Raw genomic sequence first — 20,768 nt, 5'->3', positions numbered from 1 at the left:
TTTTGCGTCACTGCTTTGTCATGTTTCTGTCATACAGAGCCGCTAGGGTGTGCGCATGAACGATCTGGCAAATTCCCCCATGACTGCGAATTCCTCCTCCGGACGTATTGATTTCAATACGCCCGAGCTGCAACGCAAGCGCCGCATCCGTGCGCTTAAAGACCATTTGGCCCGCTGGTACGTAATGATCGGCGGCCTTTCCGTGCTCGGCGCAATCACGCTGATCTTCTTTTATCTGGGCTACGTGGTGTTCCCCCTGTTTCAGGGCGCCGAGCTGACCGAGAAGAAGGTGCAGACGCCGGCATGGCTGCAACAAGACGCTGGCAAACCGCTGCTGCTCGCCATTGAAGAGCAGAACCAGGTGGCCATGCGTGTTTCCGATAAGGGTGAGGTGATTTTCTTCACCACCAAAACCGGCGACGAAATCAAACGCTTCCCCCTGACCCTGCCAGCTGGCGCCACCGTGGCGTCCATCGGCCAGGCACAGGCCGGTAACAATCTGGTGGTGCTGGGCTTGTCCAACGGCCAGGCGCTGGTGTTCAAACACACCTACGTCGTCACCTACCCGGACAACCACAAAACCATCACCCCGCAGCTCGACTATCCCTACGGCGAAGCGCCGCTGGCCATCGACCCGCAGGGCCGCGCGTTGGAACACGTGAGCATCAACGCCAACGACGAAACCATGTTGCTCGGCGCCTCCAGTGGCAGCGAGTTGTTGATGCTGTCGCTGACCAGCGAAGAAAACATGATGACCGGCGAAACCACGCTGACGCAGGACCGCATCGTGCTGCCGCAGATCGCCGAGCCGATCAAAGCGCTGTACATCGACCCGCGCCAACAGTGGCTGTACGTGTTGAACGGTCGTGCCCAGGCCGACGTGTTCAACCTGCGTGAGCGCAGCCTCAACGGCCGCTACAAACTGCTGGAAGACGCCGACACTGAAGTCACCGCCAGCGCCCAGTTGCTGGGTGGCATTTCGCTGATGGTGGGTAACTCCAAAGGTGGCATCAGCCAGTGGTTCATGGCCCGCGACCCGGACGGTTCCTCGCGCTTCAAACACATTCGCGACTTCCAGCAAGGCGATTCGGCGATTCTGCAGATCAACCCGGAAGAGCGTCGCAAAGGCTTCGTCGCCCTGGATGCGGCCGGTGAGCTGGGCGTTTACCACAGCACTGCCGAGCGCACGCTGCTGGTGGAAAAAATTGTCGAGGGCAAAGGCGCCCTCGCCATGTCGCCACGGGCCAACCGTCTGCTGGTTGAAGCCGGCACCGAATTGCACCCGCTGGCCCTGAAGAACCCGCACCCGGAAGTATCGTTTAGCGCGCTGTGGGGCAAGGTCTGGTACGAAAGCTACGACGAACCCAAGTACATCTGGCAGTCGACCGCCGCCAACACCGAGTTCGAGCCCAAGCTGAGCCTGGCACCGCTGACCTTCGGTACGCTGAAAGCCGCGTTCTACGCCATGCTGCTCGCCGCGCCGCTGGCCGTTGCCGCCGCCATCTACACCGCCTACTTCATGGCGCCGCGCATGCGCCGCAAAGTGAAGCCGGTGATCGAACTGATGGAAGCGCTGCCCACCGTTATTCTCGGCTTCTTCGCCGGTCTGTTCCTGGCGCCCTATGTAGAAGGTCACCTGCCGGGCATTTTCAGCCTGCTGGTGCTGACGCCGTTGGGCATTTTGCTCGCCGGCTGGGGCTGGAGCCGCTTGCCGGAGTCCATCCGCCTGCGCGTGCCTGAAGGCTGGGAATCGCTGACCCTGATTCCGGTGATCCTGATCGTCGGCACCCTGGCCCTGGGCATGAGCCCGTACATGGAAAACTGGTTCTTCGGCGGCGACATGCGCCTGTGGATCTCCCATGACCTGGGCATCACCTACGACCAGCGCAACGCCCTGATCGTCGGCCTGGCCATGGGTTTTGCGGTGATTCCGAACATCTTCTCGATTGCCGAAGACGCCGTGTTCAGCGTGCCGCGCAGCCTGACCCTGGGCTCGCTGGCACTGGGTGCAACCACCTGGCAGACCATGACCCGCGTGGTGATTCTCACCGCCAGCCCGGGCATTTTCTCTGCGCTGATGATCGGCATGGGCCGCGCGGTGGGTGAAACCATGATCGTGCTGATGGCCACCGGTAACACGCCGGTCATGGAAATGAACCTGTTCGAAGGCCTGCGCACCCTGGCCGCCAACGTGGCGGTTGAAATGCCGGAATCGGAAGTCGGCGGCAGCCACTACCGCGTGCTGTTCCTCTCGGCACTGGTACTGCTGCTGTTCACCTTCATCATGAACACCTTGGCCGAACTGATTCGTCAGCGTCTGCGCAAGAAATACGCAGCGCTCTAAAGGATGAATGCCGTGAAGAAGAATTCTCTCAACGCTTGGTTCAAAAGCGGTTCGCCAGGCATCTGGATGAGCGGCGGCGCGGTGTCCATCGCCGTGATCATGACCATCGGCCTGCTGCTGGTTATTGCCTTCCGCGGTCTGGGTCACTTCTGGCCTGCCGACCTGCTGCAAGCCACTTACTCCATTCCCGGCCAAGCCAGCCACACCGTGGTGGGCGAGGTGGTTCAGGCCGAAGAAGTGCCGCTGGCGCGTTTGAAAGGTGCCGGCTTGCCGGTGCCGGAAAATGGCCCGGAGTTCATGACCCGCGAGCTACTGAAAGTGGGTAACCGTGACATCTACGGCAGCGACTTCACCTGGCTGGTCGGCGATTGGCTGGTCGACCAGAAAAAGCCGGTTGAACTGATGACACTGGTGCGCCGCGAGTGGGGCAACTTCTACGGCACGCTGGTTAGCGTCAAGGAAAGCGGCAAGGTGATCGCCGAAGGCGAAGCCGGCTGGCCGACCCTGCAAGAGCGCATCGTGCGCGTTGAAGGCCTGGCCGAGCAGCTGAGCAAGCTGGAAAAGAAAGACATCGGCGCGATCAACCATGACCTCGAACGCCTGCGTCTGAAAACCCGCAAGCTGGAACTCGACAAAGCCCTGACGCCTGAAGCCCAGGCTGACATCGAAGCCGAGCGCGCTGAACTCGACGCCAAGTACAAAGGCCTGGAAGGCCAACTGCTGGAGCTGCACCAGGCGGTCGACCGCGACAGCATCGTGGTGCGTGAAGCCGACGGCAAAGAAATTGAAATCAGCCTCGGCAAAATCGTTCACGCCTACCAGCCAAACGGCATGGGCGTATTCACCAAGCTGCGCATGTACTTCGCCAACCTGTGGGAATTCCTCTCCGACGACCCGCGTGAAGCGAACACCGAAGGCGGCATCTTCCCGGCCATTTTCGGCACCGTGATGATGACCCTGATCATGGCCATGATCGTGACGCCGTTTGGTGTGCTGGCGGCGGTTTACCTGCGCGAATACGCCAAGCAAGGCCCGCTGACCCGCATCATCCGCATCGCGGTGAACAACCTGGCCGGCGTTCCGGCCATCGTTTACGGCGTGTTCGGTCTGGGCTTCTTTGTATATGTGCTGGGCGGCTCCATCGACCGCCTGTTCTTCGCCGAAGCGCTGCCGGCGCCTACCTTCGGTACGCCGGGCCTGATGTGGGCCTCGCTGACCCTGGCGATTCTCGCCGTGCCGGTGGTGATCGTGGCCACCGAAGAAGGTCTGGCGCGTATTCCGCGTGCCGTGCGTGAGGGCTCGTTGGCCCTGGGCGCGACCAAGGCAGAAACCCTGTGGAAAGTCGTGTTGCCGATGGCCAGCCCGGCCATGATGACCGGCATGATCCTCGCCGTGGCCCGCGCCGCTGGCGAAGTGGCACCGCTGATGCTGGTGGGTGTGGTGAAGCTGGCGCCGTCGCTGCCAGTAGACGGCAACTACCCGTACCTGCACCTTGACCAGAAAATCATGCACCTGGGCTTCCACATCTACGACGTCGGCTTCCAGAGCCCCAACGTCGAAGCGGCCCGCCCGTTGGTGTACGCCACCGCGCTGTTGCTGGTGATGGTAATTGCCGGCCTGAACCTGTCGGCGGTGGCCATTCGTAACCACCTGCGCGAGAAGTACAAGGCGCTGGATCACTAACGTCATCCCCGCGAACGGGAAATGACGAAGTAAAGAATTGAACGACTATTCGCTGACCAGCGCACCGGTCAGCCAAACGCACACAACGCATCGAGGTTTCTCCATGCAGCACGAAGCCCAGCCACACGGCATCAACATTTCTGCCCTTGGCCGTGAAAAACAGAACCTGACCCTGGCTGAAGAAGCCGTGACCCTGGAAGTGCCCGGCTTGAGCCTGTTCTACGGCGAAAAGCAGGCGCTCTACGACGTCAAAATGAACATCCCCAAGCAGCGCGTGACCGCCTTTATCGGCCCGTCGGGCTGCGGCAAGTCGACCCTGCTGCGCTGCTTCAACCGCATGAACGACCTGGTAGACGGCTGCCGCGTTGAAGGTGAAATCAACCTCGACGGCAGCAACATCTACCGCAAAGGCGAAGACGTGGCCGAGCTGCGTCGTCGCGTCGGCATGGTGTTCCAGAAGCCCAACCCGTTCCCCAAAAGCATTTACGAGAACGTGGCCTACGGCCTGCGCATTCAAGGCATCAACCAGAAGCGCGTACTCGACGAAGCCGTTGAAGCTTCCCTGCGCGGCGCGGCCTTGTGGGACGAAGTGAAAGACCGTCTGCACGAGTCGGCGCTGGGTATGTCCGGCGGTCAGCAACAGCGTCTGGTCATCGCCCGCACCATCGCCGTGCAGCCTGAAGTGCTGCTGCTCGACGAACCGTGCTCGGCGTTGGACCCGATCTCCACCCTGAAAGTGGAAGAGCTGATCTACGAGCTGAAATCGAAATTCACCATCGTCATCGTGACCCACAACATGCAACAGGCCGCGCGGGTGTCTGACTACACGGCGTTTATGTACATGGGCAAGCTGATCGAGTTTGGCGACACGGATACGTTGTTTACCAACCCGGCGAAGAAACAAACGGAAGACTACATCACCGGTCGCTACGGCTAGTTTCGGTCAGTCCCCTCTCCCGCCTGCGGGAGAGGGTTAGGGAGAGGGGCTTTTGCGTTGTCTGCCAACCCTCTCCCCCGGCCCCTCTCCCGAGGACGGGAGAGGGGAGTCAAACCCCGGTTCAGGACATGCACATGATCAACAAAGACAGCCTCACCCACCATATTTCCGCCCAGTTCAACGCTGAGCTGGAAGACGTGCGCAGCCACCTGCTGGCCATGGGCGGCCTGGTGGAAAAACAAGTGAACGACGCCGTGACCGCGCTGATCGACGCCGACTCCGGTCTGGCCCAGCAAGTGCGCGAGATCGACGACCAGATCAACCAGATGGAGCGCAACATCGACGAAGAGTGCATCCGCATTCTGGCCCGTCGTCAGCCTGCCGCGTCTGACCTGCGTCTGATCATCAGCATCTCCAAATCGGTTATCGACCTCGAGCGCATCGGCGACGAAGCGACCAAAATCGCCAAGCGCGCCATCGAACTGTGCGAAAGCGGCGAGTCGCCACGCGGCTACGTGGAAGTGCGCCATATCGGCGACCAGGTGCGCAAAATGGTGCAGGAGTCGCTCGACGCCTTCGCCCGCTTCGACGCCGACCTGGCCCTGTCGGTGGCCAAGTACGACAAAACCATCGACCGCGAATACAAAACCGCCCTGCGTGAACTCGTCACCTACATGATGGAAGACCCGCGCTCCATCACGCGCGTGCTGAGCATCATCTGGGTACTGCGCTCGCTGGAACGCATCGGCGACCACGCGCGCAACATCGCCGAGTTGGTGATTTACCTCGTGCGCGGCACCGACGTGAAACACCTGGGTCTGGCAAGAATGGAAGAAGAAGTGAAAGGGATCGCCGACAAAGGCTGACCCCTACACGTCCCTGTAGGAGCGGCTTTAGCCGCGATGCTTTTTGCGACTTCAAAAAGCTCGAGGCTAAAGCCTCTCCTACAGGTATGCGCAGCACGGCTACAACGCCCGGCCCAGCCCGGGCGTTGTCGTTTTTGTGCACTACCGTCGGGTTCCGTAAGTCGATTTGCCTATTCGCCGCGTGGCGAGGCTATGCTTATGCCATTACTGAAGGGGTGGTCGATGAGCAAAATCAGCGTGCTGGTGGTGGATGACGCGCCGTTTATTCGTGATCTGGTGAAGAAAGGGCTGCGCAATGCATTCCCCGGCATCCAGATTGAAGATGCGGTTAACGGTCGCAAAGCCCAGCAGATTCTTGGGCGACAGGCGTTCGACCTGATTCTCTGCGACTGGGAAATGCCCGAGCTTTCCGGCCTGGAATTGCTCAGCTGGTGCCGCGAACAGCCCGAGATGAAAACCACCCCGTTCATCATGGTCACCAGCCGTGGTGATAAAGAAAACGTGGTGCAGGCCATTCAGGCCGGCGTGTCCGACTTTATCGGCAAGCCCTTCACCAACGAGCAGTTGGTCACCAAGGTCAAAAAAGCGCTGCACAAAGCCGGCAAGTTGGAAGCCCTGATGGGCGGCGCCCCGAAAACTGCCGCCTCGCCCTTTGGCAACGACTCGCTGTCCGCACTCACCGGCGGCAAGGCCGAGGTGGTCAAACCCAAACCTGCGGCGCCGGCCGCCACCGGTTCGGCCGCCGCGCTGCTCGGCGGCGCCGCCAAACCGGCGCCGGCTGCTGCCGCGCCTTCGGGTCGTGGCCAAGGGCAACTGCGGCTTCCCAGCGGCAGCCTGGCGTGCGTGATCAAAGCGCTGAGCCTGAAAGAGGCCTCGTTGCTGGTGAAACGCCTGGACACCTTGCCGCAAGTGCTGGAAAGCGCCGTGCTCGACCTGGAGCAGGGCGACGGTGGCGAAGTGGCGCGCCTCAACGGCTACCTGCACTCGGTCGCCGCCTTCGAACCCAAACCCGACAGCGAGTGGCTGCAACTGATCTTCCGCTTCGTCGACCGCGACCCGCAAAAGCTCGACTACCTGTCGCGGCTGATCGCCCGAGGCACCACTCAAAAACACTTTGTTCCTGGGGCCTAGCCTATTGCGTGTAGTTGCCTTGGCAGTCTGCTGAGCGTTCCTACAGTCAACCCAATGAAGACTTTTTACCGTTGACCGACAACCCTTACGACGGAGTCGGTCATGAACACGCGTTGCTTTCGTCTCATCTTCAGCAAACCATTGGGTTTCCTGATTCCCGTCGCCGAACATACCCGTGCCCAGCGAAAGGCTGGGCAGCAAACCGCTACTCCTTCGCGACTCAGGCCCTTGGTGCTGTCGCTGCTCCTGGCCAGCGTGCCGAACTGGTCAGTTGCCGAAATCCGGCTGGATCCGCGCTACTCGAATACCAACGTGATCACCGCGCCCAATGGTGTACCCGTCATCGAGATCGCCGACCCCAACCGAAATGGCCTGTCGCACAACCGCTTTACTGAATTTGATGTGGCGCAGCCCGGGGTTATCTTCAACAACAGCCTGGTCAACGGCACCAGCCAGCTTGGCGGCGCAGTGCTGCGCAACCCCAACCTGTCGCGCACCGCACGGGCAATTCTCAGCGAAATTACCGGCAATAAGCCCAGCTCCATTTCCGGCACGTTGGAGGTGTTTGGCGACAAAGCCGACATCCTTATCGCCAACCCCAATGGCCTCACGTTAAACGGCGTGACCACCCTCAACAGCTCCAGCCTCACGGTAAGCAGCGGCCGGGTGCGCGATGCCGATAGCAGCCTGCAATTTCGGGTCGATGAGCACAGCGGGCAGGTGATTATTGGCGTTGATGGCGTTAACACGGCGGGGCTGAGTTACTTCGATATCGTTGCGCGTTCGGTGGCTATCAATGGCGCTGTGGGCTCCCAAACGCGGGAAACCGATCTGCAAGTAGTGGCTGGGCAAGGTGCCTACGACACCTCTTCGCGCGGTTTTACGGCCACTGCTGAGGCGCAAAGCTCAGGCCTCGCTATTTACGGCACGGCCGCTGGCGCCATGCATGGCCGTTTTATCAACCTGATCAGCAGCGACAGCGGCGCGGGTGTTCGGCATGAAGGGCTGATTTTGGCGGCGCGCGACATCAGTATCAGTGTGGATGGCGATATAGAGCTGACCGACACTGGTGCGGGCAGGCAAGTGCAGATTGTATCAACCGCCACAGTAACCAACAGCGGCACGCTGGACGCCACCACGGGTTTGGCGATCAAAGCGCAGGATGTCATCAACAAAAAAGATGCCTTCCTTGGTTCGGGTACGAACCTCAGCATCGAGGTGAAAAACAGCCTGATCAATGAACTGGGCGCGACTGTGCTGGCCAGCGGCGATATGCAGCTGCGTGCTGATAGTTTGAAAAACAGCGGCGGCATTCAGGCCAAGGCGCTCACGATCAACGCTAAACAGCTGACCAATAGCGGCAGCAAGGCGTTGATTCGCGGTGAAACCCTGGCCGTTTCAGCTGAGCACGTTGATAACCGCGAAGGCGCTACGTTGTATGGCCGCGATACAGCAACGCTCAATGTCAGCGGCAACCTCGCTAACCAGAGCGGCGCCGGTATTTATGCAGGCACAACGCTGACTCTGGACGCGCTGGGCGCTGTGCTTAACGATGCCGCTACCCTCGCCGCCAATGCTATCAACCTCACCGCTGGCAGCCTGACCAACCAGGCGGCCGCCAAGATTCTGGCCGATGCCGGTTTGAACATTGATGTGCGCGGTTTAGTGCTTAACGATGCCGCCACGCTGGCAGCGAACGCGCTAAAACTAAAAGCGGCCAGCCTGACCAATCAGGCCGGTGCAAACGTGCTGGCCGATGCTGATCTGAACGTCGAAGTGACCGGCGCCTTAACCAACAACGCCGGCACCATCGCCACCGGCGAGACGCTGACCATTGAGGCTGGTACACAGGTGATCAATACCGCTGGCGGTACGCTGGCAGGTGAAACAGTCAGCGTAAAAGCAGCCGATATCCGCAACCAGGACAAAGCCCGCATTCTCGGCAACGACGTTTCACTCACCGCCCAAAACAGCTTCACCAGCTCTACTCAGGCCACGATTCAAGCGAGCAACACTCTCTCCATCGACACCGGCTCCTTCGTTGCTTCGGCGAGTGAACTACTCGCCGGCAATCATCTGTCGCTGAATCTCGCCAGCTACCAAAACAGCGCCACCATCACCTCCCTAAATACCGCCAGCCTGAGCTTTAAAAACAACGCTAATCTGCTGATCGATGCCGCCTTCAAAGCGCCGCAGGCAGCCAACTTATTCACCCTGTCCGCCCACCACATCACTATCGCCGCCGAGCTAAACGCCCCGGGCTCCGTGCAAATCAATGCCTCGGGCGATGTGCGCAACCAGAGCGCAATCATCATCAGCAAAAGCCTGGGCATTACCGCCCAAGGCCTGATCGACAACCAGGCCGGCAAGCTGATCTGGGCGGGCGAAAACATCTTCCTGAAGGCCGGCACCCAACTGCTCAATGGCCTCAACAGCCAACTGCTGGCCACCGGCGACATGAGCCTGAGCGCAGGTCAGAAAATCCAGAACAACGTGGGCCGTATCGAAGCGCAGAAAAACCTGTGGATCGACACCCCGTTGCTGGAAAACCTCAGCCAAAGCACCGGCGGCTTAGTGGCTGCCGGCAACGCGTCCGAAGACGCCTGGCATTCCCAAGCCGACGGCCTGATCGAGCGCGATTACTGGAACACCAAAATCACCCTGCCGTTGTACGCCGCCAACCTCACGGTGAAACAGGGCGTGATCAAAGCTGGCGGTGATTTACTCCTCAACCAGGAGACCGCCAAAAACACCGGCGCCACCGTGCGCAACGTCGGCGGTTTGATGGCCGCGACGGGCAATGTGCTGATCAACGGCAACCTGGAAAACCTCGGCATCTCCACCAGCAGATCATTGGTTCAGTTGCTGCGCGGCGCCCAGGCAACCATCCGGTGGAGCACCTCGTCGATCTGGACACCGAACGGCGACCCCAGCCACTACAGCCTCTATGGCCTGCTGGATCAACTGCTCGATCAGGGCCGTGCCGGTAACTGGCTGAACTCGCTCAAGCAAGTGAAATCTGCGGAAGTGAATCAACTGCTTAGCGCAGTGCTCGGTGCCGATTGGAAAGCCCTGGGCGAAGACGCCCTGCGACCACGCTGGGCTGCCTTCAAGAGCAGCGAGAAAACCCAGACGTATTACGCCAGTACCCAGGCTGAAATCTCGGCCGGCAATACCTTCCTGCACGAAGGCGGCTCGTTTGCCAGCGGCGATGGCGCCAACTGGGGCGAGCAGCGGCCAGTGACCATTCAAGTTGGTAGCGAAACCGTGCAGAGCCTCGATGGCGAGCTGGACGCGAAGTTTGGTTTTAACCGCGATAAAGCCGACGCCATTTTGAAGCAACAGCAAAACAATCCCCTGTTCCAACTGCGCGAACCGTCAGCCGATGACAGCGTGTTTGCCCGGGTAAAACCGATTTATGAAACGCGGGTGAAGTACCTGGACCAGAGCCAGTTCTTCGGCTCGGAATACTTCCTAGACAAGATCGGCTACGACCCAACCAAAAGCGTGACCGTGCTGGGCGACGCGTATTTTGATCATCAACTGATCATGCAAAGTGTCGAGCAGCGGCTGGGTAATTTCCTGGCCCAGACGATGCGTTTGAGTGGTGCTGAGCTGGTTAAACAGTTGATGGATAACGGCGCGGCGTTAACCGATACGGCCGGCTTTAGCCTCGGGCAACCGCTAAGCGCCGCGCAAATCGCCGGGCTGCAAGAAGACGTGGTGTGGTACGAAAACCAGGAGGTGAACGGTCAGTTGGTGATCGCGCCACGGCTTTATTTGAGCCAAAAGACCATCGCTGCACGAGCGCAGGACGCTAAAAGCTCTGCGCTGGTTAGCGCCGACACCATCCTGATCGATGCCGAGTCGGTGGCGAACATCAACGGCAGTATTCGGGGCAATACCGACACCTTCATCTACTCCAAAACCGACATCAACAACGTTTCCGTTGGTGGTACTCAGGCCGGGATCTTTGCCGGCCAAGGAGGCGAAGGTAAAACGGCTGGGCAACTGGTCATCGCCGCCGAAGGCAAAGTGCGTAATCAGGGCGGCATCATGAGCGGCTACCAACAGACGGTGGTGGGCGGCGAAGGGGTGAGCAGTTCGGCCACTACCGGGTACGACAAGAACGGCTATCTGGTGGTGCGTGACAACGGCATTTTGGGTACAGCCTTGAGTGCTGATACGCCACCCAAAGAAGAGGTTGCCTCTGATGCGGTGAGCGAGGCACCAGCGGAAAAAACACCGCTGGTAGTCGAACGGCCAGACGTACGCGCGATCTTCGAAGACCGCCTGGCTGCAGGCCCGGTAGACACCAGCCAAGGTTCTTCCCTGAACGTGATTGCTGGCGGCGATATCGACCTGATCGGCGCCATCACCCAGTCCGATAACGTGCTGCTGCAAACTACCGGCAACCTCAACATGAAAGACCTGTACGAAGCGCGTTCGGCGTTCGATTCGGCAGGCGCGACGGGCTTTCTGTCGCAAGTCGACATCACCGAAATGGCCGCTTCGGTCACCTCGATAGGCAATTCGCTGGAGGCCAAGAATCTGGTGGTAAAAGCGCAGGGCGATTGGACCATTACTGGCGGCGACATCAACACCCAGACCAGCGCTATCCAGGTCGGCGGGGACATGACGGTGATTGCCGCCAAGGATTTGGCCTACCACGAAAAAACCGTAAAAACCGCAGAGCTGCTGGTTAGTGGTGGTGTTGGCGCGGGTGGCTACGAGGCCACCGGTCGAGTGGGCTCGGCAGCTAAAGTCGACACGCAGTTGGATGCGCCGTTTGATGCGCTGGGTAGCGATCCTCAAGAGTCCTCTTCGCTTCGTGCCGGCCGAGGCGCGGCCTCGCAGGAACTGGCCAAAGCCGGCAGCACTGGCGCTAACAGCGGCGCCAACAAAGGCCGTGGCGCTACCAGTGGTGCCAATCTGAAAATCGGCCTGGAGATGGTCACTACCACCGACACCACCGAATCCACCACCTACCGCAACGCGCAACTGAATTTCGGCAGCGGCAGTGTGGATGTGGGCGGAACCTTTGATTTCGGCGGCGCCGACATCAACGCCGGCCATCAGTTGAGCCCCGAAGACCGGGCCAAGATGACCGTAGCTGAACGCAAGGCTGCCACCGAAGCGATGCCAACCCTGGACATCACCGCTGGCGAGATAAAAACCACCAAATACGAGAGCACGGAAAAAACCACGCACAGCCGTGAGGAGCTGTTTTTTGGTCTGACCGCCGAAGCGCACTCGTCATTGGCCGACGTGGCTACGCAAGTATCCAACACCACCCACAAAGCCCTCGGCACCGACGCGGTCAACGACCCGAACGCCTCGCCGGGTTCCTCGAAAACCCAGGCCATGGCCGAAGGCAAAATGGAGATCGACCCGACACTGACCGCCATTGCGGCAGCGGGCCTGGCCACCCAGGTGGCCTTTGGTGAAGTAGCGGGCATGTCGCGCACCATCGGCATGCAACACAGCGAGGAAAGCCGCGAAAGCCAAAGCCGCTCGGAAAATATCAACCAGGTAGGCGGCAATATCAGCCTGACCTCGACCAAGGGCGATATCGCGCTGAACGGCGTAAACCTGCAAGGCGGCAAGGTCGCCATCAAGTCTGCCGGTGCGCTGACCCAGCAGGCGGCGAAAAGCAGCACCAGCAGTTCGGAATCGGTATCGACCCACCGCGTGGGGATTTCCGACAGCATTGGCGTGGCGCCAACCGGTGCCGGTATGGGCGTGTCCGTGGGTGCCGACGGCAGTTACGACAGCACCAAAAGCAGCAGCACCAGTTACACCAACGGGCTGATCAGCGGCACCGAAGTCAGCATCGAAACCGCCGGCGACCACAACCTGATCGGCTCCAATATCAAGGGCAACTCGGTGACTGCCACCATCGGTGGCAACCAGAACATCACCAGCGTGCAAGACACCAGCAGCATGAACCACACCCGTGGCAACTGGAGCGCCAGTGTGGGCGTGGCCATCACCACCAACGGCCTTATCCAGGGCACCGCCAGCGCGAGTGGCTCTGGCGGCAAGGACTACGACAACAGCAAACTCACCGCCGAACAGGCCGGCATCGCAGCAGACAGCCTCGACCTCAAAGTGGCCGGCAACCTCAACCTGACCGGTGCCCACATTACCTCCAGCCCCGGCCAGGGCAGCGTTGATGTGGGCGGCAAAATCACCGCCAAAAGCCTGCAAGACACGCGTGACAAAGACGGCGGTTATGGCGGTGGTGGCGGCGGTATCAGCAAAAACGGCCTGCCCAGCGTAACGCTCGAATTTGGTCGGGTAGACCAGGTGAAGTACCAGGCCGAAAACGCCGCGACCATCGATGTGGGCGACCCGAGCAAAGTCACGGCCGCGCAAGGCATTGCCGGCAAGCTCAACACCGATGCCGACAAGCAGCTCAACGTCACGCAAAACAAACGCGTGGCCGGTACCGATGTGAAAATCGAAATCTCCATCAGTGATGCGCAAGAGCTCAAGGCCGGCGCGAAAAAACTCTTCACGCCCTCGTCAGCGGGCAGCAAGTCGGTGGCCAGTACATCGGGGAGCAGTGCTCGGCCGAGCGCATCCAGCAGCACCACAAAAACGCAGACAGACACGCCAAAGGCCAAGGAAAGTTTTGCCGATAACGGCAAGGCCAAACCGGCTTTTGAACAACGGGTAATCGTCAACACCGACACCAGCGACCCGGTGGTGAACAAGGCGGTGCAGAACCTGGCCAACAAGCACCCGGACAACAGCGTGGTGATCGCGCCCAAAGCCGACGGCGGCCACGCCATCCTGCAAGGCACGCTGGCCAGCGGCGCCAGCACCAAAGTGGAAGTGGTGGGCCATGGCGCGAGCGGCGCTGACGGCGCGAGCCTGGGAGGCTTGAACAGCAAACAGATCACCGACCTGGTGCAAAACCTGAAAGCCGGCAGCAATGCTCAGGTCGACAAACTGGCACTGGTGGGTTGCGGTACGGCCTGTGCCAAAGACGGCCCAAGCCTGGTCAATGAAGTGGACAGCCTGCTGCAACAGCAAGGTGGCACCACCCGTTTGACGGGGTACGACACTGCAATAGTGGTGCACGAAACTGGCCAAAAACGGCCAGCGTCGCAGAACGCAGCGGATGCGTTGGGTAAGCTGGACGCGACTGCCACTGAGCAAACACCGCCTCAAGGGTTGTCGAAACTACCTCTCAAGCGTCGTATTTTGGAGCGATACCGGGCCGATGAAGCTGCCGGCAGCACTGCACGTGTGGAGCGAGGCTCGGACCAGCCGCTGGATTTGCGGACCGCTGCGGCAACTGCCTCATCCGCGTCAACGAGTGAGACTGCCCCTGCACACCGTTTTTCAGGGCCCACCGGGAATGGTCTCACCGGCCGGGCGCGAGCTTCCGAACAACCAGCGCAGGCGTCTGGATCTGATAGCAATGTTCCAAAAGGGCTGTGGGGGCACGGCGTACTTGCACAGCATGAAATGTCGTCTAAAAAGGCAAAAATAGCTCGGGTGGAAGCACAACCCCGCGACACGGTTGTGTCTCGCACATCGTCTGAGCTTGCGGCGGTCCTGCAGCGGCCCACCACAGGCGCGAGTGATAGACCGGTGGGCGAACCCGGTCAGAGCGGCGCCAATGCGCAAGACATGCTTGCCGACAGCCCTGCGCCAATCTTCCCGCAATCGCGGACGCCCTTGGATGGCCCGCCTGCTACAGCGCCTACAGCACACTCCGTGGATAACCTGCGCGCGCATAGCGGCCCGGCAGCGCGACCGGTCACCGATAGCGTCAAGCCCACTGCGCCCGAGCCCGGCGCTGCAGCACTTTTTTCATCGGTAGTGCAAACGCCGCCTACGGCGCAAGCACCGGTAATACGCCACACCATCAACAACGCCGCGCCCGTATTACAAGGCGCTGACGGTGGAGATGTGCTGCTCGACGTATTAAAGCGCGAGTTGAGAGTAAAGAAGACCGTCGAACTGAACGACTTGATCGAGCGCCTCAAGCCCACGCCTAGCCACGCGCTTGAGGACCAATTACACGCCGATTTCGGCGGCTCGCCTCCCGGTGAGCGTGTAACCCGGACGCTCGCGATCCAGGATGAAATTACGACGCAAGCCAAACAACTGCTGAAAATGTCAGCCCAGGAGCGCGCGGCTTATCTGGACTCCACCATGGTGACCAAAGACATACCGGGAATAGAGGGTGGCGTGCTGGCTAATAGAGACATCCGCGCTTATGAAGTGATTGGCACCTACGCGGGGAAATTTCTCGAAGGCGCTGCGCACAAAGGAGCCGAAGAACAAAGAATTGGCCGCGACAAGCTGTTTAGTTATGCATTCGAACTGCCCAACAAAAAAGCGATTATCAGTGGCTTTGGTGAGGGGCACGGCAATGTGACCACGCTACTTAATGATGCCGAATCACCAGCAGACAACAATGTTATTCACACCTGGCTTGGCAAGAACCTGGTTTTTTATGTGGCCAAGCGGCCCATTGTCAAAGGCGAAGAGCTACTGCTCCACTACGGTGAGGTGTATGACCGCTCCGGTTGGAATTCGCGGCCGATAGCAATAGCCGACACGCAAGGGGCCAGCACCAGCGGTGGTGGGCAGGCGCAAACATACGCGTCAAGGGCAAAGGCCGGATTTGGTCAGCGTGTGATCGTCAACACCGATCCAGGTGATTCAGTGGTAAACCAGGCGGTGCAAAATCTGGTGAACAAACACCCCGATAACAGCGTGGTGGTTGTACCAACCGCGCACGGCAGCCCTTCGATCCTGCAGGGCGCATTCACCCCCGCCAGTAGCACCAAGGTTGAAGTCGTAGGGCATGGTGCCAGTGGCATACCAGGCTCAACCCTGGGCGGCCTCAGCGGCCAACAGATCAGCGATCTGGTGCAAAAACTGCAAACCGACGGCAACGCCCAGGTCGACAAGCTGGCACTGGTGGGTTGCGGCACTGGTTGTGCAAAAGACGGCAAAAGTCTGGTCAATGAGGTGGACAGCCTGCTGCAACGGCAGGGTGGTACCACCACTGTGAAAGGTTACGAAACGCCGGTAGTGGTGAACGAAACGGGCCATAAGCGGCCGGCGTCGGCGAACGACGCGAATGCGTTGGGTAAGCGCGACGCAGCGACCGCTGAGCAGACGTCGTCCGAGCCGCTGTCCAGGCTCCCACTCAAGCGTCGTCTTCTGGAGCAGTACCGGACTGATGAAGCTGCCAACCAAACGGCACGTGTGGAGGGCGGCTCAGACCAGGCGCCGGGCTCGCAGCATTTTGCAAAGCCTTCAGCACCGGCGTTGACGACTGACTCTGTTTCCCCTCGCCAATTGTTGGAGCCAACCTCGCATGCGCTCACCGGCCCAGTGCGCGGTGATGAACAATCAGCCGAGACGTCTGGAGTGGACAGCAATCTTCCAAAGGGGCTGTGGGGCCACTTCGAATCTTTACAGACTCAAACTCCACCTGCAGAGCCGAAAATTGCGCGTGTACCAGCACAACCGCGCGACAACGTTGTGTCACAGTCCTCGACATCGGCAGCAGGCACGCGGCATTTTGTTCAAGCTGAGGCGCCACGTGCAGATACTTCCGAGCCAAGTGGCAGCCCTGCGAGTAACGATGATGCACGGTCAGCAACAAGCAGCGCGGATGATGACTTGTCTGGCAGCACAATCACCCAGTTGACTGATCGGCAGACTTGGATAGCCAGTATCAATGAAGCGAACGCACAAGTGCATGCGAGAAAATATTTGGAGAAGCGATGGAGAGGTGAAAATCCCGGATCCTCAAGCACCTACGCAGAAAAAGAGGCCATCGATTTAAGTTTGTTCAATAAGAGCCTTAATAACCTGACGCAGCAGCGCTTGAAAGCGATAGCAACAGACATGAACGTGCCTTTTAACAAGCATGACCGTGTGCCGGGCGCCACAGCCAACCCTGCCAATAAGTTAACGCACTTATCGCCGGCTTACCTGGCCCAGTTATATTTGAAGTTACCGGAACACCTGAAGGTAACCAGAAGAGACTATGCCGACTTGCACGGCATCAGTGCTGCTCACTTCCAGGGTGCCATTGGTTATGTAAAGCGAATGGGTAAGGCTGCCGACTCCGCTAGTTCGACTCTGAAAGCTGCTTCTGATCAGCTGATATACGGCGAGTTGGTTAGGCTTGCACAAGAATATCTGGCAGCACCTGAAAGTCAGCGCTTAAGCAAGCATATCTTTGCTGAACAAAAGGGCATCAGCGTAGTTCAACTAAACGGCGGCCTTGGTAACCTCAAGAAAAAGTTGCTTACATCGGCCAGTAGTCCGGTGCAGCCGGACTTGCCTGGCGCAGCAGCACCTTCGGCCTCGAGCAGTAGCGGGATCCGGAGTGTTTTTCCGGATTCAGCGGTAGACCCATCGGGCATTCCCTCCACCCGAGCTGCAAAAATTTCCGCCAAAGTGGGGAGCGAAGGGCAAGGTTTGAACGCCGATCCTGCCCCCGCGAAAATTGACAAAACGATACTAATCAAAGACTGGAAAAAGATTGCCGTCGACCTCAGCGATAAAGATGAGTTTTTACATTATGTTGATAGCCTTGGCGCTAAACGCAATGGGGTAGAGGGTATCTGGAGAAGCCATATGGCCGTGCTCACTGGCCAGCGGGGTGACCCGGACATTGTTGCGCAGGAGTATTTAAGCCAACTGGAGAATGGACCCTATCCGGGGACTATTGGCGAGTATGCGAGGGCCCACGACGTTTCAAGGCGCAAGCTGGAATTGGCCGTTAGTAAATCGAGAGCTACCCCCTCAGTATCTTCCACCGTTGGCGTCGGCAATTCGTTTTCCGCCGTCCAGCAAAGGGACCCTGTTGATACAGACCATCCGGCGTTTCCACTTAGCCCTCCAGCCAACAGCCCCAAGCGCTCGGCTGACCATGGGGCGGCGGCGGACGTGGGTTTGGATACTCAGGCATGGAGTAATGCGCTGCAGGCCTCTGACCTGCTTGCCGATCGCAGCGCTGCCAGGGCTACGGCGCACGGGGATCTGGATCGAGCCCATGCCGTCAGTGAAAAATTGGAGGGTGTTGGCGGCAATCCTGGAGCTGACGTGGTGCTGCGCATCTTAGCGGGCTCGTTAGGGGCTACGCGCCGGTTGCAGCGCGGTGAGGCGATCAAGTTGGCCAACGAATATTGGGCAGCATCTGCGGATCCGGAATTTGACCGGCTCAAGTTTGCTGAGCAAAAGGGCGTTAGTTTCGACCAACTAAACAATGCCATTGCTAACACAAGAAAAAGGATGTCTGCATCGGGCATACGCCCGGAGCTACCGCTTGGTTTGCCTGGCACCGTTGAAACGTCGGCCTCGTCATCAACCGATAGCCTAGTACTCGGTCATATTTCGGACTCAGCGGCAGATCAATCTGTGACTGCCTCCCCCCGCGCTGTAACAGGTCCTGCCTCACTGGCGCGCAAAGCGCGACGAGATTTAGATGTCGAGCTTTCTCATGCGGGCGTGAGCAAGGCGCAATTGATAGAAGACTGGAAAAAAATTGCCGTCGATCCCAGCAATAAAGAGGATTTTGTGCGTTATCTGGGCAGCGTGGGCGCTCCACTGCGCGGGATAGAGTCTATTTGGAAAAACCATTACGCCGTGATCACTGGCGGGCGGCCTGACCCGAAAATGCTTGCGCAGCAGTATTTAGATCAGCGTGCGGATGGAGCCTATCGGGGGAATATTAAAACCTTTGCAGAACGCGAGCACGTATCGGCGCGCGCACTGATATTAGCCGTTAGGAATTTAAGAGATACCCCTTGGGTTGGGATCGGCAATTCGTCCTCCTCGACTGAGCTGCGGCCCGAGTTAAAAGATGTTTTGCGCAAGTGGTTCGCCACTGCGCCCGATCCTCACAACGAGCTTGCCGCCAGAAAAACGGTCGAGCAGATCACTTCACTCCAAGGCTGGGAAGATAAGTGGGCGGCTGTTGCGGTTGCTCACCGCACGAATACCAACTCGTCGGGCAACCTTGCAAAAGCACGGGCCTATCTGGCACAGCCACCAGCAACTGCCCTGGGGCAGCGGGCTTTCGCCGAGGCCAATGGTCTTGCTTATTCTCAACTAAGGAAAGCGCTGTACACCCTCAGGTACCAGAATAAAAAACTTGAATCGCAGATGGCTTCCGCTTTCGAAACAGCCCGGCAAGGGGATCACGTTGATACAGACCATCCGGCGTTTCCACTCAGCCCTCCCGCCAAAAGCCCCGAGCGCCCGGCTGACAGTGCATTGTCGGCGAACGTTGGGCTGGGTATTCAGCCAGGGGAGAGTGCGTGGGTGGGGCCCGCTCCGGAGGGTGATCGCCTCGCCATCCAGGCGCAGCGTATGGACGTTGAACCAAAACTGACGGACATCAGCGCGAGCAGACCCTCATCGGCGGATGAGCAAATGGATACGGTTGACCTGGATGACGGCTCGCGGGCCAGCGAGCACGTTTTTGAAACCCTGCCGCTAGCAGATGGCGGGCTACCAGAATCTTCCGGCCCAGCGCTGCCCGCCTTCGACCTGGCGAGCGACTTTGCCGGCTCCAGGGGGCTCACTGATCATTTGGCCGCCAGCGCGGAACAGGCGACCGCCACGATCGATATTGATCAACTGCCGCGGTTCGATAGCCTGATTGATCCCAACCTGCTCGCCGATGATCCTGCAAGTGTGCTAGTCAAAGCTGAACCGATCGACGTGCTGGATGCGGAGTTCTTGACCCCGGCCGATGATGACCTGCTTGCCGACCGCAGTGCTGCCAGGGTAACGGCCACCGAGAATGCCGAGCCCGCCTACACAGCGATCAGCGATGCGCTTTCCGATCCGTTGGTGCCAGACGCCCCGGTTAAAGAGGAAGTGCCCACCATTCGTCACGTTATCGATAATGCCGCGCCGGTCCTGCAAGGTGTGAATGGCGAGGATGTGCTGTACGAGGTGCTTAAACGCGAGCTGAAAGTTAAAAAAATGGTTGAACTGGATGTCTTGATTGATCGTTTGAAGCCCAAGTTGAGTGCGGAGCTACTGGATGAAATGTTTGCCACGTTTGGCAACTCGCAAGGCCACATTGACGTGCCGAAGATTCGGGCAGCCGAGGATGCAATCGCGACCGCGGCCAGGCAGCTGCTCAAACTGTCGGCGCAGCAGCGCGCTGATCATCTTGAATCGGTGATGGCGATTGAAGACGTGCCAGGTATGGGCCGCGGTGTGCGGGCTAAACGAGATGTCCAGGCCTTTGAGGTGCTGGGGTGGTACTCGGGCAAGTTTCTGGAAGGCCCCGCGCAGAAGACGGCTGAAGAAGACCGGATTGGCCGCGACAAACTGTTCAGTTATGCCTTCGAGCTCCCCAACAAAAACGCCATCATCAGTGGTTTTGGCGAGGGGCACGGTAACGTGACCACACTCATCAACGATGCCGAATCAGTGGAGAACAACAACGTCGCCTATATATGGCTGGGCAAGAATCTGGTCTTTTATGTGGCCAAGCGGCCTATCCCCAAAGGCGAGCAGATGCTGATCAACTATGGCGAGGTTTATGACCGCTCCGGCTGGGGCTCTCATCCAATCACGGTCAACGACGCGGAGCCGGCGGGTAATGACAATGCTGACGGCGCCGGCACCAGCGGCATCCAGCCAGGCACGGGGACGTTCTGAGGTGTGATGGGGCAAAGGAGGCACCTGGAGGGGGCCTCGTTTGCTGCAAGAGGTGGGGCCTGGCAGGCGTTTGGCCCTGAGGCGGACGCCGGGCCCCGACCGGTGGCGAGCGACGCTTCACATCGCGACGGTCGGCATC

At 59.3% G+C, this 20,768-nt stretch carries 6 protein-coding genes; all 6 read left to right on the top strand.

Annotated elements, in window-relative coordinates; all coding sequences use genetic code 11:
- Nucleotides 1–55 precede the first annotated feature (55 nt).
- Nucleotides 56–2,344 carry an ABC transporter permease subunit gene (locus ACZZ0Q_RS22780; RefSeq protein ID WP_463540679.1) on the top strand — a complete coding sequence of 763 codons (2,289 nt, stop codon included), beginning with the start codon at nucleotides 56–58 and terminating at the stop codon, nucleotides 2,342–2,344.
- 3 nt (nucleotides 2,345–2,347) lie between these two features.
- Nucleotides 2,348–4,027 (top strand): phosphate ABC transporter permease PstA, encoded by a 1,680-nt coding sequence (pstA, locus tag ACZZ0Q_RS22775; protein ID WP_463384388.1) that lies wholly within the window; start codon nucleotides 2,348–2,350, stop codon nucleotides 4,025–4,027.
- A 103-nt stretch (nucleotides 4,028–4,130) separates the two neighbouring features.
- Nucleotides 4,131–4,964 (top strand): phosphate ABC transporter ATP-binding protein PstB, encoded by an 834-nt coding sequence (pstB, locus tag ACZZ0Q_RS22770; protein WP_463540680.1) that lies wholly within the window; start codon nucleotides 4,131–4,133, stop codon nucleotides 4,962–4,964.
- Between the two features lie 134 nt (nucleotides 4,965–5,098).
- Nucleotides 5,099–5,830 carry a phosphate signaling complex protein PhoU gene (gene phoU, locus ACZZ0Q_RS22765; protein ID WP_122450000.1) on the top strand — a complete coding sequence of 244 codons (732 nt, stop codon included), beginning with the start codon at nucleotides 5,099–5,101 and terminating at the stop codon, nucleotides 5,828–5,830.
- 222 nt (nucleotides 5,831–6,052) lie between these two features.
- Nucleotides 6,053–6,961: a response regulator gene (locus ACZZ0Q_RS22760; protein ID WP_463540681.1), complete on the top strand. Its 909-nt coding sequence runs from the start codon at nucleotides 6,053–6,055 to the stop codon at nucleotides 6,959–6,961.
- A gap of 102 nt (nucleotides 6,962–7,063) precedes the next feature.
- The gene (locus tag ACZZ0Q_RS22755) at nucleotides 7,064–20,629 is read left to right on the top strand and encodes a C80 family cysteine peptidase (RefSeq protein ID WP_463560950.1); all 13,566 of its coding nucleotides are present in this window, start codon (nucleotides 7,064–7,066) and stop codon (nucleotides 20,627–20,629) included.
- Nucleotides 20,630–20,768: the final 139 nt, after the last annotated feature.

It is taken from the genome of Pseudomonas sp. AC070 (assembly GCF_979258635.1).
Note: the sequence above shows the minus strand (reverse complement) of the source record. Positions and strands in the feature narration are given on the sequence as shown.

Bases quoted from the DNA above. Each gene is read 5' to 3' on its own strand.
- ACZZ0Q_RS22760 (WP_463540681.1), top strand. From the start codon at position 6,053: ATGAGCAAAATCAGCGTGCTGGTGGTGGATGACGCGCCGTTTATTCGT.
- ACZZ0Q_RS22755 (WP_463560950.1), top strand. From the start codon at position 7,064: ATGAACACGCGTTGCTTTCGTCTCATCTTCAGCAAACCATTGGGTTTC.
- pstA (WP_463384388.1), top strand. From the start codon at position 2,348: ATGAATGCCGTGAAGAAGAATTCTCTCAACGCTTGGTTCAAAAGCGGT.
- phoU (WP_122450000.1), top strand. From the start codon at position 5,099: ATGATCAACAAAGACAGCCTCACCCACCATATTTCCGCCCAGTTCAAC.
- ACZZ0Q_RS22780 (WP_463540679.1), top strand. From the start codon at position 56: ATGAACGATCTGGCAAATTCCCCCATGACTGCGAATTCCTCCTCCGGA.
- pstB (WP_463540680.1), top strand. From the start codon at position 4,131: ATGCAGCACGAAGCCCAGCCACACGGCATCAACATTTCTGCCCTTGGC.